We start from the raw sequence: 17,348 nt of genomic DNA, 5'->3' as shown, positions 1-17,348 counted from the left end.
AAGGCAATTAATAATTGGCAAAGTTAAAATTAATGAACTTTCAGTAATTACTGAAAGTTTTGGATATTATTTACGTTTGCACAATTTTTGTCAATAAACATATTAGAAAAAGTTAATATATATTCACCATGCTACATCAGTATGAAATACAAACAATCGTTTGGTACTAAATTAGTTACAAATAATCGTTAATTTAAAGCGTTTAACCAAACATTAAAACACGGTAAACTAACCGCTATGAACGCCTGATAAATAAAGTCGAATGAATAAAGAGAAAAAACAACTACGTATTGGTATTGTGGCAGGTGAGCTGTCGGGCGATATTTTAGGCGAAGGCTTAATTAAAGCACTTAAAACGCACTTCCCAGATGCTATTTTTGAAGGCATTGCAGGGCCAAAAATGCAGGCTCAAGGCTGTAAAACGCTTTACGACATGGACGAGCTCTCGGTAATGGGGCTGGTTGAAGTATTAGGGCGTTTGCCGCGTTTACTTAAAATACGTAAGCAGCTGGTGCAGCACTTTAAAGATAACCCACCCGATGTATTTATCGGTATTGATGCGCCCGATTTTAACCTACGCGTAGAAAAGCCTTTAAAAGATGCCGGTATTAAAACCATTCAATATGTAAGCCCGTCGGTTTGGGCATGGCGCGAAAAACGCATTCATACCATTAGTGCTGCCACAAATTTAGTGCTTGCTTTGCTGCCGTTTGAAAAAGAATTTTACGATAAGCACCAAGTACCGTGTACATTTGTAGGGCACACCTTAGCTGACGATATAGCGCTTGAGCACGACGATAGCCAAGCCCGCCAAGAACTTGGCCTAAATACCGACGACAAAGTACTGGCCTTACTGCCAGGTAGCCGAGGCTCAGAAGTAGGCTTGCTCAGCGAAACCTATATAAATACAGCTGCGCAGTTACAAGCGCAAAACCCAGATCTTAAAATAGTGGTGCCGCTGGTTAACGAAAAACGCAAAGCGCAATTTAGTGAAATTTTAAATGCCACTGCACCAAATTTAAATGTAAACCTACTCGATGGCCAGTCAAAACTAGCCATGCAAGCAGCCGATGCCATTTTACTGGCATCAGGCACAGCAACGCTCGAAGGCATGTTGTATAAAAAGCCTATGGTGGTGGGTTATAAAATTAAGCCAATGAGCTATTGGATTTTTAAAACCTTGTTTACCTTTAATATTAAATATTTTTCACTGCCAAACTTATTAGCCGATGAAGAGCTAGTGCCGGAGTTTTTACAAAGTGAATGTAACGTGGCTAATTTAACGGGCGCACTTACGCCTATGCTAAATACCGATAATAAAGAACTAAAAGCACGTTTTTTAGCCATCCACGAAAAAATTAGATTAAATGCCAGCAAACAAGCAGCCAAGGCTGTGGCGGAGTTAATAAATGCAAATTGAACGACCCAACGTAACCTTAATTGCCGGTGTAGATGAAGTAGGGCGTGGCCCGCTTGTTGGCGATGTTGTTACCGCTGCGGTAATACTTGACCCAGCGAATCCTATTGCAGGTTTAGCTGACTCTAAAAAGCTAACCGACAAAAAGCGCCAAGCACTGGCTATAGAAATAAAACAAAAAGCGCTGTGTTATGCCATTGGTCGTTGTAGCCCATCAGAAATTGACGAGTTAAACATTTTGCATGCAACTATGCTTGCAATGACACGTGCAGTTGAGGGGTTAAGTACGCAACCAGAGTTTGTATTTGTAGATGGTAACCGCTTACCTAAATTAGCTATGCCGGCTCAAGCAGTTGTTAAAGGCGATAGTTTAGTGGCTGAAATTTCAGCAGCCTCTATTTTAGCCAAAGTAGCGCGTGATGATGAAATGCTTGAGCTTGATACTCGCTACCCGCAATACGGGTTTGCAGGGCACAAAGGGTACCCAACTAAAGCACATTTTGCAGCGCTTGAGCAATACGGCGCTATTGATGAGCACCGTAAAAGCTTTAAGCCGGTACAACGTGTGCTAATGCAAGCAAAGGGCGAGGCATAAATAATGGCTGCTCCAGATTTTGTACATTTACGGGTTCACTCAGACTTTTCGATGGTCGATGGCTTAGCTAAAACCAAGCCTATTGTTGCTAAAGCGCAAGAGCTTGAAATGCCAGCGCTGGCAATTACCGATCAAATGAACTTTTGTGGTTTAGTGCGTTTTTATGGCGCAACCCACAGTGCCGGTATTAAACCCATAGTGGGAGCCGATTTTTGGTTGCGCAGCCCAGAGTTTCCAGATGAGCCAAGCCGTATTACGTTGCTAGCTAAAAACAACGACGGTTATAAAAATATTACCTTATTAATATCTGAAGCTTACCAACGCGGGCATATATTTCATCGCCCGGTGATTGACCGAGAATGGCTAGTTAAGCACAAAGAGGGGCTTATTATTCTCTCAGGCGCAAAAGACGGTGACTTAGGTAAAGCCTTATTAAAAAATAACCCAAGCGTTATTGAATCTGTAGTGAGCTTTTATAAGCAGCATTTTAGCGATCATTACTATTTAGAGCTTATTCGCACCGACCGTCCGCTTGAAGAAGACTACCTGCATATGGCAGTAGAGCTTGCAGCAAAAGAGCAGCTGCCCGTTGTTGCCACAAACGAAGTGGTTTTTTTAAAGCCTGAAAATTTTGAAGCGCACGAAATTCGTGTGGCTATTTTTGACGGTTACACCCTTGATGACAAACGCCGCCCTAAACGGTTCTCACAAGAGCAATACCTAAAAACGCCTGAGCAAATGGCAGAGCTATTTAGCGATATTCCTGAAGCGCTGCAAAATACGGTAGAAATAGCCAAACGCTGTAACGTAACGGTGCAACTAGGCACTTACTTTTTGCCTGATTACCCAACCGGCTCGTTAAAAATTGAAGACTTTTTAGTTAAGGTTTCAGAAGATGGCCTTGAAGAGCGCCTGCAGTTTTTATTCCCTGATGAACAAGAGCGACAAGAAAAACGAGGCGAATACGACGAGCGCTTAAAAGTAGAGCTTGGTGTAATTAACCAAATGGGTTTCCCAGGCTACTTCTTAATCGTAATGGAGTTTATTCAGTGGAGTAAAGATAACAATATTCCAGTGGGGCCAGGGCGTGGTTCGGGTGCGGGTTCATTAGTGGCATATGCCCTAAAAATTACCGACCTTGATCCGCTTGAATTTGACCTACTCTTTGAGCGATTTCTAAACCCTGAACGTGTATCAATGCCCGATTTCGATGTCGATTTTTGTATGGACAGGCGTGATGAGGTAATTGACCATGTATCGGCATTGTATGGGCGGGACGCGGTATCACAAATTATTACCTTTGGTACCATGGCTGCAAAAGCGGTAATACGCGATGTAGGCCGTGTACTTGGCCACCCTTATGGTTTTGTTGATCGCATTTCTAAGCTGATCCCAGGGGATCCCGGGATGACGCTTGCCAAAGCGTTTGAGGTAGAGCCGCGTTTACAAGAAGCCTATGATGGCGACTCAGAGGTAAAAGATTTAATCGATATGTGTCGCATCCTAGAAGGGTGTACACGTAATGCCGGTAAACACGCCGGTGGTGTTGTAATATCGCCGACGACCATTACCGACTTTGCTGCACTTTATTGCGATGATGAAGGTAAGTTTCCGGTAACACAGTTTGATAAAAATGACGTAGAAACCGCAGGCCTAGTTAAGTTTGATTTCTTGGGCTTACGTACCTTGACCATTTTGCAGTGGGCTGTGGATATGACCAACGAGCGCATGAAGCGCGAAGGCAAAGCGCCCGTTGATATAAACACCATTCCACTGGATGATAAAAAAAGTATAGAGCTATTACTGCGCGCCGAAACAACCGCGGTATTCCAGCTCGAATCGCGCGGCATGAAAGACCTCGTACGCCGATTAAAGCCCGATTGCTTTGAAGATATGATTGCATTGGTAGCCTTGTTCCGCCCAGGCCCACTGCAATCAGGCATGGTAGATAACTTCATCGACCGTAAGCTTGGCCGAGAAGAAATTTCATACCCAGATGCCCAATACCAACACGAAAGCTTAAAGCCCATACTTGAGCCTACTTACGGCATTATTTTGTACCAAGAACAAGTAATGCAAATTGCCCAAGTACTAGCAGGCTATACGCTGGGTGGCGCCGACATGCTACGTCGTGCAATGGGTAAGAAAAAACCCGAAGAAATGGCCAAGCAGCGTTCAACCTTTGAAGAAGGTGCACGCAATAATGGTATAGACGGCGAACTGGCAATTAAAATTTTCGACCTGGTAGAAAAATTCGCAGGTTATGGTTTTAATAAATCTCACTCGGCAGCGTATGCACTGGTTTCGTACCAAACGCTGTGGATGAAAACGCACCATCCGGCAGAGTTTATGGCTGCGGTAATGTCGGCCGATATGGATAACACCGACAAAATAGTAATCTTGGTGGATGAATGTGAAAACATGAAGCTCACCTTATTACCGCCTGATGTAAACGCCGGAGAATTTAAATTTACAGTAAACCTGCAAGGTGAAATTGTTTACGGTATTGGTGCTATTAAAGGCGTAGGTGAAGCGCCGGTAGAGGCCATTTTAGAAGCGCGCGCAAAAGGCGGCCCGTTTAAAGATTTATTTGATTTTTGTGCCCGTGTAGATTTAAAACGCTTAAATAAACGTGTAACCGAAAAATTAATTTACGCCGGTGCACTTGATCAACTCGGGCCAGAGAAAACCCAAGCAGGGCGTGCAACATTACTGGCAAGTTTAAAAGATGCCATGCGCGCTGCCGATCAGCACAACAAAGCTGAGCAACTTGGGCAAAGCGATTTATTTGGCTTACTGGCCACCGAGCCTGATGAAGTTGAGCAAGCCTTTATTAAAGCCACACCGCTTACTGATAACCAATGGCTTGATGGCGAAAAAGACACGCTAGGCCTTTATTTAACAGGGCATCCGATAAATCAGTATCGCCGTGAACTTAGACATTACACAAGCGGCAAGCTGGTGGATTTACAGCCAACAAATCGTGATGTACTCTCTACGGCGGCGGGTTTAGTTATTTCAGCGCGGACCTTAATTAATAAAAAAGGAAATCGTTGGGGCTTAATAACTTTAGATGACAAGAGCGCCCGTATTGATGTACGCTTGTTTCCTGAACAGTTCGAAATGTACCAAGAAATGCTTCAAGTAAACAATATCTTGGTAATATCTGGACAGGTCAGCTTTGATAACTTCTCCGGTGGCATTACAATGACCGCCAGAGAAATAAACACCATTGCTCAAGCGCGTGAAAAACGCATTAAAGCGATTAAAATGACGCTGAACATGGTGCAAATCGAGGCAGGTTTCTTCGATAAATTACAAAAAGTACTCGAACCTTATAAAATGGGAACGTGTCCGATCAAGGTTTATTACCAGCGCCCCGATGCGTTGGCTCAATTAACCCTAGGGATCGAATGGTGTGTTACGCCGAGCGACGACTTAATTCATAAGTTATCACTCATGGCGGCACAAGATGTAGAACTAGAATTTAACTGATTAGGTAGTTTAGAGCATGAGCCTCAATTATCTTGATTTTGAGCTTCCGATTGCAGAATTAGAAGCAAAAATTGAAGAATTACAAAGCATAAGCCGCGCTGGCGAATTAGACCTTGAGTTAGAAGAGGAAGTCAGCAAATTAAAAGAAAAAAGCGCTAAGCAAAAAGAGGAAATATTCTCAAATTTAGGCGCTTGGCAAGTATCGCAGTTAGCGCGTCATCCGTTGCGTCCTTACACTCGAGATTATATCGAGCGCATTTTCACGGAATTTGACGAGTTTGCAGGCGATCGTACTTTTGCTAACGATCCGGCTATTTTAGGCGGTGTTGCACGTTTAGATGGCGAACCAGTAATGGTGATTGGCCAGCAAAAAGGGCGCGATACAGCTGAAAAAATTAAACGTAACTTTGGTATGCCAAAACCAGAAGGCTACCGCAAAGCGCTACGTTTAATGGAAATGGCCGAGCGTTTTAAAATGCCAATTATGACCTTTATCGACACCCCAGGGGCATACCCAGGTGTGGGCGCTGAAGAGCGCGGTCAGTCTGAGGCAATTGCACGTAACCTAAAGGTAATGGCGGCACTTAAAGTACCCACAATTTGTACGGTTATTGGCGAAGGCGGCTCTGGTGGTGCATTAGCCATTGGTGTTGGCGACAGAGTTAACATGTTGCAATACAGCACGTACTCAGTAATTTCGCCAGAAGGCTGTGCTTCAATTTTATGGAAAAGCGCCGATAAAGCACCACTTGCCGCAGAGGCAATGGGTGTAACTGCTGAGCGCGTTAAAGAGCTTGATTTAATTAATAACTTAGTTGAAGAGCCTTTAGGCGGTGCACACCGCAATTACGATGCAATGGCACGTAACTTAAAAACACGTTTAAAACGTGACCTTGCTGACTTACAAGCACTATCGCTTGAAGATATGCTTGATCAACGCTACAAACGTTTAATGTCGTTTGGTTACTGCTAATTAGCTAACCAACGCATTTATTGTTAAAAAAGGCCGCTTATGCGGCTTTTTTGTTTTAAAATACTGCAAACATTAAATTTATAGCGTATCCATGCAAGCATCACCTATTTATCAGCACGTTAAACACGCCCTTGAGCACTTTTTTAAGCACCAGCAATATAACTTTACGGTGGCGCTTTCGGGGGGCGTGGATTCGGTGGTATTGCTTCATGTAATGCACTTATTAAAACAAGCACAACCAAAGCTAAACGTAAACGCGATTTATGTTAATCATGGTTTAAGCCAATACGCGAATGACTGGCAGCGCTTTTGCCAAAACTTGTGCGCTGAGCTAAATGTACCGTTTAATGCCGCGCAGGTAACAATAAACCCGCAAACACGAACAAGCCTTGAAGCGCAGGCACGTGAGGCGCGTTACAAAGCACTTGATGAGCTAAGCCCCGCGGGCAGTGTTATTTTGCTGGGTCAGCATTTAAACGATCAAATAGAAACATTTTTACTGCGGTTAAAGCGCGGCTCTGGCTTAAAAGGATTAGGCGCAATGCAAAAAATGCGTGAACTACAAAGCGGGCGAATATGCTACAGGCCGCTTTTAAACATAACGCGCAGTGATATAGAGCAATTTGCCACAGAGTTTAATATTACGCACATTACTGATGACTCAAATACCGATGAGCGTTTTGATCGTAACTTTTTACGTGCACGTGTAGTGCCTGAACTGGCAAAACGTTTTAAAGGTTTTGAGCACTGTGCTGGGCGCAGCATTGAGTTACTACAGCAACAACAAGCGCTACTTGATGAGTACACTGAACTTGATTTAAAACAAAGCGTAAACGCCCATCAAGCACTGAGCGTTAGCCCACTAACCACCTACAGCAACGTGCGCATAACCAATGTGGTTCGTGCGTGGCTTAGCTTATTTACCCAAGTAATGCCCTCACAAAAGCAACTTTTGCAAATAATTAACCAAGCCATAAATGCGCAGGCTGATGCGCAAATGCAAGTTGATTTAAGCGAAGGGCAAATACGACGCCATCAAGGGTATTTGTATTTTGTTACACCACACACGCTATTAGCCGATGAAGCGCTAACGAGCAATGAGCTTGCGCTTAATGATGGGCGCGTATTAATAAAGCAATCAGGTAAAGGCCTACGTGCCCCTTTACCAAACGAGCAAGTCACCGTGCGCTTTAATTGTAATAGTGCGCGTATAAAGCCGTTAAAAAAGCCAGGCAGCAATACGCTTAAACACTGGTTTAAAGATGCAAAAGTAGCCCCGTGGCTAAGGGAGCGTGTGCCTTTAATATTTTATAACGACGAGCTTGTGCAAGTTGTTGGTTATTTTGTAAGTGAAAAACACCAAGACGAAAACGGCATTTTTTGGGAGTGTAAATAAATGAAAGATCAGCCACATGTAGGCTTATCGCTAGTTAGCAAAGCGCCAATGGGTATGTTAATAACAGCGTTGGTTGCTGTTATTGCCAATGTATTACTAGAGCTTAATATTATTACGTTAGGTTATGCCGTTGTGGGCGGGGTGATATCGGCGGTATTACTGCTTGCCTACTGGTTAGGTAAAGGCGGGTTATTTTTTATTTTAGGCGTTAGTTTACCATTGGTTTTAGTGTTATTTACCCCGCTTGCAAGCATAACAGCATTGCTTAATTTAGTGAGCGGCTTCTTTTTTGGCTTTTGTGCGGCCTTGTTTGTTTATAAATTACTGGCTAATAAATAATTAATTTGTAATAAAAAAGCTTAGCGGGGGAAGCTAAGCTTTTATAAATAATACAGTTAAGCAAATACTAATATGCTTTTGCACAGTTGCGCCCAGAGGCTTTTGCCTTATATAAGCCTTTATCGGCTCTTGCAAATATTTCTGTTTCGCAATCTTGGCTATTGGCTAGGGTAAAGCCAATGCTGGTGGTTACTTTGTATTTAGACATTAAACTTGAGTTTCTGACTAAGCGCATAATGCGTTCAGCAACCACTTTGTTTGTTGTAAATTCGGGGTCTTCAATAATCAGCGAAAACTCATCGCCACCAAATCTAAACACGGAGTCGGTGCCGCGTATACTGCTACAAAGTACCTGCGAAAATTCTTTTAAAACATCGTCACCTACTTTATGGCCATAGTTGTCGTTTACTTGCTTAAAGTTATCTAAATCAAGCAGCATTAAACTAAAAGGGCGCTGGTAACGGCGGCAGTTTTCGAGCTTTTGCGATAACATGTCATTAAATTGGCTACGGTTATTTAACCCAGTGAGCGCATCTTTTGTGGCAAGTTTTAACACTCGGCTGTACATCATTGCGTTACGCAGTGGGTACACAAGGGCGCTGTGTAGGGCACGTAATTTGTTTTCAATCGCTTTACTAATAGGGTATTGGCTAAAGTAAATTAGCTGTCCTAAGTGCTCGCGACCAATAGCTAAATCGTAAGAGTACGGGCTAGTGTTCGTGTTGCTATCTGAGGTTTGTGCAGTGCCGAGCGTTGATTGAAACTGCAGCCCTGAAAAGTTAAGTAGCTGTTTGGCAAATTTTGCATAAATAGCCAATACATCTTCTATTACTAGGCTTGTTTGTAGCTCGGTAACTAAATCGTGCGTTGCCGCTGTTTCGTTTGTGTGTGTTTGCTCTGCCGAAAACGGCAAAAAATCGCCGCGCCCAGACACGCGTTGTGTCAAAATATGGACATTTTCCATTAAAATCTTCCCCCAGGGTGTTACTTTGCAATAACTAAGCTATTTTTATGCCATATTTTAAAATTGCTTGATAAACATATGGTTGCTATATTTAAAGTTCATTCCGTAGTTTAATTGACGCTGGAGGCCGAATTTGCAAAGTATAAACGCTCAAATTTTTGGCTTGTTAGTGGCGGCGGTGCTTTTTGTATGGTTTTTTAAGCGCATTGGCTTGCCGCCTATTTTGGCGTATTTAGCAACAGGCGTTTTAGCGGGCAGCCATGGCATTGGTTGGCTTGCTCAATCTCACGAAATTGAGTTTATTGCTGAGCTGGGCATCGTATTTTTATTGTTTAGTTTAGGGCTCGAGTTTTCTATATCGCGGCTAATGGCCATGCGCAATATTGTGTTTGGACTGGGCTCGTTACAAGTTGGTGTTACCAGCTTGCTCTTCATTATTATTTTATATTGCTTAAATTTTAGCTTACTCACTAGCTTTACCATTGGCACAATTATGGCGCTTTCTTCAACCGCGGTGGTGGTTAAGCTATTAAAAGAAACTGGCGAACTAAACCAGCGCCGTGGGCAGCTGGCGGTGGGCGTATTACTGTTTCAAGATATTGCCGTTGTGCCCCTACTTATTATTTTGCCATTGTTTGCCTCAAGCGATTCGCAAAGTATTAGTTGGGCGCTGGCATTTGCGCTTACAAAAGGCGCGTTTGTGTGCTTATTACTGTGGGCGATTGGTAAATGGGTGCTGCCTAAAGTATTTAAAGAAATAGCGCAGGTACGAACCGATGAGCTGTTTGTGCTTACCACAATTTTGGTGGCGTTATTTGCCGGCTTTTTAACTTACATGTTTGGTTTATCAATGGCCCTTGGGGCATTTTTAGCCGGCATGATGCTAGGAGAGAGCCATTACCGCCATCAACTCGAGGCTGATATTAGGCCATTTCGCGATATATTAATGGGGCTGTTTTTTGTAACTGTGGGGATGCAGCTCGATATTTTATTTGTGCTTTCGCATGGTTTTGTGATTATTGGTGCTTTATTTGGCTTGTTAATATTAAAAATTACCGTGCTGGCATTAAGTGCCAGATTAATGCATGAGCGCAATCAAGACTCGCTAGCCTGCGGCGTTATGCTGTGGCAAATGGGAGAATTTGGGTTTGTGCTTATTGCTTTGGCAAGTCAGCATGAGTTGCTCAATTCAGAGCAAGCGTCGTTTTTAATTGCCTTAGGGGTGCTTTCGATGGCGCTAACCCCGTTTTTAATTGATAAAACCCCACTAATTTTAAAGCAATTAGGTATTTTAGATCACCCCAGTATGGCGAGGGAGAGCGAGCCTAAAAGTAGCACCTTATATAACGATCACGTGGTTATTTGTGGCTTTTCACGCGTAGGACAAACAATAGCGCGATTTTTAAAACCCGAAGCCATAGATTACGTTGCCATAGAAAGTAACCCTATTTTAGTACAAGAGGGCAAAGCCGCAGGTGAGCCAGTAATATTTGGCTATGTAAAACAAAAAGATATTTTAAAGTGCGCAGGGGTAGAGCGAGCACGCCTAGTGATTATTACCTTTACAGAGCTTGAGCATGCACACGTGGTAATAGACGCCATAAAGCAACTTGCACCCAACGTTAAAATACTAATAAGAACCCGCGACGACAGCCAATTAAACAACTTAAAAGAGTTGGGGGTTACTGAGGTGGTGCCTGAGTCGTTAGAGGCAAGCTTAATGTTGGTTTCGCATGTGTTGTCGATGTCGGGCGTACCGATGACACGCATTGTACGCCGTATTAGTAAAGAGCGCCGTAATCGCTACCCGCTTATGCAAAGTTTTTACGCCGGTTACTTTAAAGACAACGAAGAAACCTCCTCTGAGCGCTTAGAATATTTGCACGTAGTTGCGTTGCCAGATCAAGCCTATGCGGTGGATAAAACAATAGATGAGCTTAACTTATCTAAACGCCGCGTGACTGTAAAAGCTTTGCGCCGAGAGGGGCAAGAAATAGACGACCCATCAACCAGCACCACATTGTGCGCAAACGATGTACTGGTATTGCAAGGTAAGCCTAGGCGGGTTGAGCGAGTAGAGCATTACCTACTCGATGGGCTTGAATAAAAAATGCATTTGATGTTTTTTACTGACATATATGCAAGTTATTAAAATAACGCAGAGGTAGTTATCCAGCTCAGTTAGTTTCAAAGCTTACTCTGCGATTAAATAGTCCAAAGAACAGGTTTTAAGGCCAACACTAGCTAGTCGAGCTCTAAAAATTGGCGTATTTCGGGTAGTTTTTTCATGCCATCTTCATAGCCAATTTGAATTAGGTGCTGAGTGTAGCGTTTTTCAAACAACAAATAGCTGGTTAAACTCGATTGCGAATGTTTTTTTACCCCAATTGTGCGCAGCAGCAACTTAATTGCCCACGGCATATCGCTGTAGTATTGCGCGGCAATATCGTTAAAGTTTTTTGATGGATTAATAATACAGGTTTCTATTTGTTTCAGCTCTTGATGTTTGTCGCGCGCCGGAAGCAGCCCTAAGGTGCGATTTACACGCTCAAGGCGCTCAAGGTCGGCTTGCATGGTGTCGCTAAATACACTGTCGAGTAAATGCCCAGCAACCGCAGAAAGCCCAGGGTAGTGGGGCGAGTAACCCGCCGGATGCGACTCTTTTGGTTGGTCTACCCCTATAATAAATATTTTTTCGGCCCCTAAATGAATAGACGGGCTAAGCGGTGAAAGCTGGTGAATGGAGCCATCGCCAAAATAGTGGTTAAATACATTAACACTTGGAAACACCATAGGAATGGCGCTTGATGCCATTAAATGCTCAACGTTAATGCGCATAGGGCGACCTTCGCGCTTGGCACGTTGCCAAGGTGTTTGTGTGTTTGACTGAAAAAACGCAACAGAGTCACCAGTTGTATAGCTTGAAGCGGTAATAGAGATCGCTTCTAAATAATTACGGTGTAAATTACGTTCAATGCGGTGCAGGTCTAAAATTTCGTTTAATAAACCGCGCAAAGGGCGGTTATTTAGCAAACTGCCTGGCGGGTGGTTTATGTGCTCAGACTGAAAACTGGTTAAAATATTGCGCGCAATATGGCCAAACACACTTAAAAAGTCGCTTTTGTAGACCATAGACGTTGAAAAGTTTTTCCAAACAGACTCAAGTTTACGCACGGCCAAATGTGCACACGAGGCATAACAGGCCAAAGCTGCAGAATTAATCGCGCCTGCAGAAGTGCCGTTAATAATTCTAAATGGCAAAGGCGCGGTGCGGGGCATACTATGAGCAAGCGCTTTAAGCACGCCCACTTGATAAGCAGCGCGAGCGCCACCACCTGTCAGTAATAGGGCTATTTTAGGTTTATGTGGGTCAACTTGCTGGATTTTCATAGTGGTTTTTGAACTGCTTAACGTCTTTTCTTTATTTATCAACTTTAAGTCTTTAAGCTAGAAGAATCAAAGAATAACTGAGTTACTATGGCTCGTTGTTCTAATTAGTAAGTGTAGGTTTATGTTGTAAAGCCTATATTTAAAGTAGTAGTGATTACCGATAGTGAATTTTTTCCACTCAGCGTACTCTGAGTAATATGCATTTAAATTTATGGAGTTTGTATGTCAGATAAACCAGAAGCGTCAGATGTTCAAAAACGTCCGCCTAAAAACAATTTTTTATTCGCCGTTATTATTTTAATTATTTTAGTGTGTGCCGCTGCGTTCGTCCTGCTATCGCCCACTGACGAGCCAGAAACTCGCACAGAGGTAGAGCAAACACCAAAAGAACAGCCAGTGATGGAGTTAAAGCCAGAAAACGACCCTGTGGTAGATGCGCCATCAGTTAAGCCTGAAAAGCCAGCAGAGCTAAGCGTGCCTGCTCAGCGCCCAGCTGAGCCAGAGCCGGTTGTAGAGCCATTACCAACGCTTGATGAAAGCGACACCGTAGTGGTTGCCAAAATGGATGAATACCTAAGCGACTCGGTAATGAGCCTAATGGTAACCGACGATGTAATTCGCCGTGGCGTCGTATTTATAGACAATATAGCCAAAGGCAAAATTGCTAAAAAGCATACGCCAGTGGTTAAACCCGAAGAAGAATTTAGCGTAAACGAAGGAGACATTTTAACAATTGACCCTAACAGCTACGAGCGCTATACACCGTATGTAAAAGTATTTACGAGCATGAGCGCCGCCCAAGCTGTGCGTATGTACGAGCAATACAAGCCATTAATTAACAACGCGTACAGTGAAATTGGTTACGGCGATGATGAATTTAATCAAACGCTAGAAGATGCTATTGAGTTATTACTTGATACACCGGAGCCAGAAGGCGAATTACCGCTACTGCGAGACTCGGTTACTTATCAGTATGCGTTTTCTGAATGGGAGCAATTACCGGCTGCACAAAAGCAGCTGTTACGTATGGGCCCAGAAAACATGAAAAAAGTAAAAGCAGCACTGCGTAAAATTAAAGCCGAGTTAGAGCGTAATTAATAGGCATTAAAGGCTGTTTTTAGCTGCGATTGTATATGAAGTATGCAATCGCACTTTCTTTTTTGATTATCCCTTGAATAACACACCAAAAGTAGAGATAATCCTTCCCGCGCCAACCAAGGCCCTCAATGGTAGTCTTATTGGTCCTCTCGCAACACTAGCAGGCGAACCTGGTCAGGCCCGGAAGGGAGCAGCCACAGTTTGTGACGTGTGTGCCGAGATGTGGCTGGTAAGACTGCCACCCAAATTCCTCATTTGGGTGAAAATACATTCCTTTTAAATTATTCCTTAGTGACACCGTTAAATATTTAATATTACGCGTATCGATTTTCCACTATTACCGCTCTACCTCATTTTTACATTCACACTGTTTTTATTATTGTCGTTTACTGCACTAGCAGATGAAACAATCACTATTTATGTAAAAGAATCAAATTACTTAATTAGCAACTTCAAAGCAAAACTCACATCTACTGAGCTTGGGAAAAAATTGCAGTCACTCAATGTTTCAACAGTAATACTCGATGTAGACTATTGCGCAGCTCCAGAAGCGTTGGCTAATGCCTATTTAGTTATCGCAAATGCTAAGCCTATGCTTAAGGATATTAAGTTAAATTTAAGTGGCAATCATAAAAAGAGTAAAAACACATAACACGCTTTTTGAGGGCGTTCACAAGTGTAAATTGCCAAATGTTTAGCACGCCCTATAACCTGCCTTCTAAGTGGATGGCTATTTGCACACCTTTCTTTTTAAATTAATTAGTTACCTGCGGCTATTCGCTTTTTGACAGGGGGGATTGTTTATCTGTTCCTGTTTTATTGCTGCTAGACAACCCTTGCCTTGTACGTAATAATGTAAAAATTACATTAATTTTAACATATAAAGTGTTAACAAAGTGCCCCAAGGTTGATTAATGCCGCAAAGAAGTAAGTGGACACTCGCTGTTTTATTAGGGTTATTAGGCGGGTTAGTAAATCTCTCGCCATTGTATTTTTTCGACAGCTCCGAATTTTTGTTTGGGCAATTGTTTGTTTTATGCAGCTTAGTATTTACTGGGTTGCGTTACGCGTGCCTAAGCCTTGCCATTGTTTCTGGTTTTTTATTTTATAGGTGGGGCCATTGTTGGCCGAGTATTGTGTATTTACTCGAGCTTTGTTGGCTTTATGCTTTTTGCTTACGCCGCTCTAAACCTATTCTTCCTCTGGGTAGCGTATTTTGGCTATGTATTGGTTTACCCTTTGTATGGGTTATAGGCCAATTTGTTATTGGCTTGGCCTGGTTAACGCTAATAGTAGCGATATCAAAGTACTTAATTAACGCGCTAATAAGCTTGGCGGTGGTTGATTTAGTTAGTGTATTTGTACCTTACGCTAGCCGTGCGTATCAGGGGAGGCCACTGGCAAAAATTTTAAGCTATGTGGTTAGTGTCATTATTATTTTAGTGGTATTGCTAACCAGTGTAATTTTAGTAAACGATCATCATGCGCGCTTAGAGTATGAAGTAAACGCTCAACTAAAAGAAAAAGCCGAGTCTATTAGCACGCAATTAAATGATTATTTAGCATTTCATAAAAACGCCATTGTTATGAGTAGCGACGCAATAAGTGTGGGCACTGCAAGCGATGTGCAGCTCAAACGATTAATGTCGTTATTTCCAGGCTTTACCACCAGCTTGTATGCAAACCCAGATGGCTTTGTAGAGCTTAGCTCGCCCAGCGATTTAATAGAGGGGCTTAGCCTTGCGCAGCGTAGTGTTAAAGACCGAGCATATTTTACTCAAGCTCAGCAGTTCCCTCTGGGCTATACCAGTGGCGTGTTTCAAGGTCGCGGCCTAGGTAACGAAGCCATAGTGGCGCTGTCGGCACCTATATACCGTAACAATACGTTTTATGGTGTGGTAGAGGGCTCGTTAAAGTTAGACCGCTTAGAGCGCTTTATACCTAACTTATTTGAGTACACGGGCGATTTAGTGGTGCTAGATGCACAGCAAAAAGTGGTATTTAGCTCCCTTGATGAATTTAAAATACTGAGCCATTTTAACGGTGAGGGCTTTAATACCAGTAATTTAGGTGATAAAAACCTATTTCGTTCAACCAAAAACGAGGTGTACCACAGCTCTAGGTACATTGATCCACAAAACCACTGGCAAGTTATTACCTTTTATAATCGTAAGCATTTAAGTATGGCGGTGGCAAAAGCTTGGCTACCCACTATTTTGTTAAGTGCGCTATTGATGCTTATGGTGGTTATTTTTATACACCAACTTGCTAATTTATTAGTGCAGCCAATTACTAGCCTAACTACGCTAATGCAAAGCTTTGGTAAAACCAAAACACATAAGTTTAATACAGACTCAAGCTGGCATGAGGTATTGCAACTACAACAGCAATTTGAATTACTAGCTAATGCGCTGCAGCGTTCAATAGAAAACCTACAAGCCTCTAATATCAGAAACCAAGGGTTAAATACCCAGCTGAGCGAATTTAATCAGCAGCTAGAGGGCAAAGTAGCAGAACAAACCACAGAGCTTAAAAAAGCGGTAAATAGGGCTAATTTAGCCAATGTTGCTAAGTCGCAATTTTTAGCCAATATGAGCCACGAGCTACGCACCCCTATGAACGGTATTTTAGGCATGGGAGAGGTTTTATTGCGCGATAATTCATTAACCGATGAGCAGCGGGAGCTATTAAACACGCAGCAAAAAAGCGCACAAAATTTACTGAAAATTTTAAACGATATTTTAGATTTTTCTAAAATAGAAGCTAACGCCATGGAGATTAGCCCTAGGGCGACTAACCTTGCGCCGTTTATTGCCAATATAAAGTCGTTGTTTTCTCCCATTGTAAGTTCTGATCACGTCGAGTTTATTGTTAGTCAAAGCGACAGGCTGCCAGATTGCGTAAAAGTAGACGACCTACGTTTAAACCAAGTCATTATTAACTTGCTCTCTAATGCGTATAAGTTTACCGAGCGTGGTTTTGTGCGCTTATCGTTTGATTACGAAAACGAGCAACTTTTAATAAGCGTAGCCGATAGCGGCATTGGTATCGAAAAAGATCAGCAGTCGTTGTTATTTAGTGAGTTTACGCAAGCAGATGTAGGTGTGGCACGTAAGTATGGTGGCACAGGGTTAGGTTTAGCAATTAGCCAAGGGTTAATTAAAAAAATGCAGGGTGAAATTACCCTCAACAGTGAACCAGGCAAAGGCAGCGTACTTAAATTTTACGTAAGTGCACCTAAAGCACAGTCCAACAAACCAGAGCCCGTTAAACAGCCGAAGTCGTTGCCTAATTTAAGCGATAAAACACTTTTACTGGTTGAAGATAACCCCATTAACCGCCAAGTAATTGCAAAAATGCTAGAGCCTACAAAGGTAAACTTAGTGATGGCAACCGATGGCATAGAAGCGCTAAAAGTACTTGAAGGTAATCGCTTTGATTTAATTTTAATGGATTGCCAAATGCCTAATATGGATGGCTATGAGTGCACCCAAACAATACGGGCTAACGAGGTAAACACAAAGGCACATGTGCCCATTGTTGCTATTACCGCAAACGCCTATGAAGATGATAAGCAGCGCTGTTTGAGTGTAGGCATGGATGATTTTGTTTCTAAACCTGTAAATACACAAGGGTTGTACGAAGTAATCGCGAGGGTGATAAACGCCCATTAGTGCAGCG

Annotated in this window: 12 protein-coding genes and 1 other RNA gene; 11 read left to right on the top strand and 2 right to left on the bottom strand. The window is 42.7% G+C overall.

Annotation, left to right across the window (positions count from 1 at the left end; translation table 11 throughout):
• Nucleotides 1–262 precede the first annotated feature (262 nt).
• The 6 genes from lpxB to AN390_RS04860 all read left to right on the top strand — a co-directional run bounded on the left by lpxB (nucleotide 263) and on the right by AN390_RS04860 (nucleotide 8,215).
• Nucleotides 263–1,420: a lipid-A-disaccharide synthase gene (gene lpxB, locus AN390_RS04885; protein ID WP_024033822.1), complete on the top strand. Its 1,158-nt coding sequence runs from the start codon at nucleotides 263–265 to the stop codon at nucleotides 1,418–1,420.
• On the top strand, nucleotides 1,410–2,012 hold the full coding sequence (gene rnhB, locus AN390_RS04880) for a ribonuclease HII (RefSeq protein WP_004586938.1): 603 nt from the start codon (nucleotides 1,410–1,412) through the stop codon (nucleotides 2,010–2,012). The genes lpxB and rnhB overlap by 11 nt, the downstream gene beginning before the upstream one ends.
• 3 nt (nucleotides 2,013–2,015) lie before the next feature.
• Complete coding sequence (gene dnaE, locus AN390_RS04875) at nucleotides 2,016–5,507, top strand: DNA polymerase III subunit alpha (RefSeq protein ID WP_055253104.1); 3,492 nt, start codon at nucleotides 2,016–2,018, stop codon at nucleotides 5,505–5,507.
• Nucleotides 5,508–5,523: 16 nt separating this feature from the next.
• Complete coding sequence (accA, locus tag AN390_RS04870; RefSeq protein ID WP_004586940.1) at nucleotides 5,524–6,480, top strand: acetyl-CoA carboxylase carboxyl transferase subunit alpha; 957 nt, start codon at nucleotides 5,524–5,526, stop codon at nucleotides 6,478–6,480.
• A gap of 91 nt (nucleotides 6,481–6,571) precedes the next feature.
• Nucleotides 6,572–7,876 (top strand): tRNA lysidine(34) synthetase TilS, encoded by a 1,305-nt coding sequence (tilS, locus tag AN390_RS04865; RefSeq protein ID WP_055253103.1) that lies wholly within the window; start codon nucleotides 6,572–6,574, stop codon nucleotides 7,874–7,876.
• Nucleotides 7,877–8,215, top strand: a complete 339-nt coding sequence (locus AN390_RS04860) for a hypothetical protein (protein WP_055253102.1) — start codon at nucleotides 7,877–7,879, stop codon at nucleotides 8,213–8,215.
• Between the two features lie 67 nt (nucleotides 8,216–8,282).
• On the opposite strand, the gene AN390_RS04855 is transcribed toward AN390_RS04860, so the two are convergent.
• Entirely contained in the window at nucleotides 8,283–9,179 is an 897-nt protein-coding gene (locus AN390_RS04855) for a GGDEF domain-containing protein (protein ID WP_055253101.1), read from the bottom strand.
• Between the two features lie 133 nt (nucleotides 9,180–9,312).
• Here AN390_RS04855 and AN390_RS04850 point away from each other — a divergent pair, with 133 nt between their 5' ends.
• The gene (locus AN390_RS04850) at nucleotides 9,313–11,286 is read left to right on the top strand and encodes a monovalent cation:proton antiporter-2 (CPA2) family protein (protein WP_055253100.1); all 1,974 of its coding nucleotides are present in this window, start codon (nucleotides 9,313–9,315) and stop codon (nucleotides 11,284–11,286) included.
• 137 nt (nucleotides 11,287–11,423) lie between these two features.
• Here AN390_RS04850 and AN390_RS04845 read toward each other — a convergent pair whose 3' ends face one another.
• Complete coding sequence (locus tag AN390_RS04845) at nucleotides 11,424–12,569, bottom strand: patatin-like phospholipase family protein (RefSeq protein WP_004586945.1); 1,146 nt, start codon at nucleotides 12,567–12,569, stop codon at nucleotides 11,424–11,426.
• Between the two features lie 222 nt (nucleotides 12,570–12,791).
• On the opposite strand from AN390_RS04845, the gene AN390_RS04840 reads away from it, so the two are divergent.
• The 4 genes from AN390_RS04840 to AN390_RS04825 all read left to right on the top strand — a co-directional run bounded on the left by AN390_RS04840 (nucleotide 12,792) and on the right by AN390_RS04825 (nucleotide 17,341).
• Nucleotides 12,792–13,667 (top strand): DUF3014 domain-containing protein, encoded by an 876-nt coding sequence (locus AN390_RS04840; RefSeq protein ID WP_004586946.1) that lies wholly within the window; start codon nucleotides 12,792–12,794, stop codon nucleotides 13,665–13,667.
• Nucleotides 13,668–13,805: 138 nt separating this feature from the next.
• Nucleotides 13,806–13,902: signal recognition particle sRNA small type (ffs, locus tag AN390_RS19585), an RNA gene on the top strand.
• Between the two features lie 144 nt (nucleotides 13,903–14,046).
• On the top strand, nucleotides 14,047–14,319 hold the full coding sequence (locus AN390_RS04830) for a hypothetical protein (RefSeq protein ID WP_236695077.1): 273 nt from the start codon (nucleotides 14,047–14,049) through the stop codon (nucleotides 14,317–14,319).
• Nucleotides 14,320–14,581: 262 nt separating this feature from the next.
• Nucleotides 14,582–17,341, top strand: a complete 2,760-nt coding sequence (locus AN390_RS04825; protein WP_055253098.1) for a response regulator — start codon at nucleotides 14,582–14,584, stop codon at nucleotides 17,339–17,341.
• Nucleotides 17,342–17,348 lie beyond the last annotated feature (7 nt).

Source organism: Pseudoalteromonas sp. P1-11 (assembly GCF_001399995.1).
In the GTDB taxonomy this organism is placed as follows: Bacteria; Pseudomonadota; Gammaproteobacteria; order Enterobacterales; family Alteromonadaceae; genus Pseudoalteromonas; species Pseudoalteromonas atlantica.
This window is presented reverse-complemented; position numbering and strand designations above follow the sequence as displayed.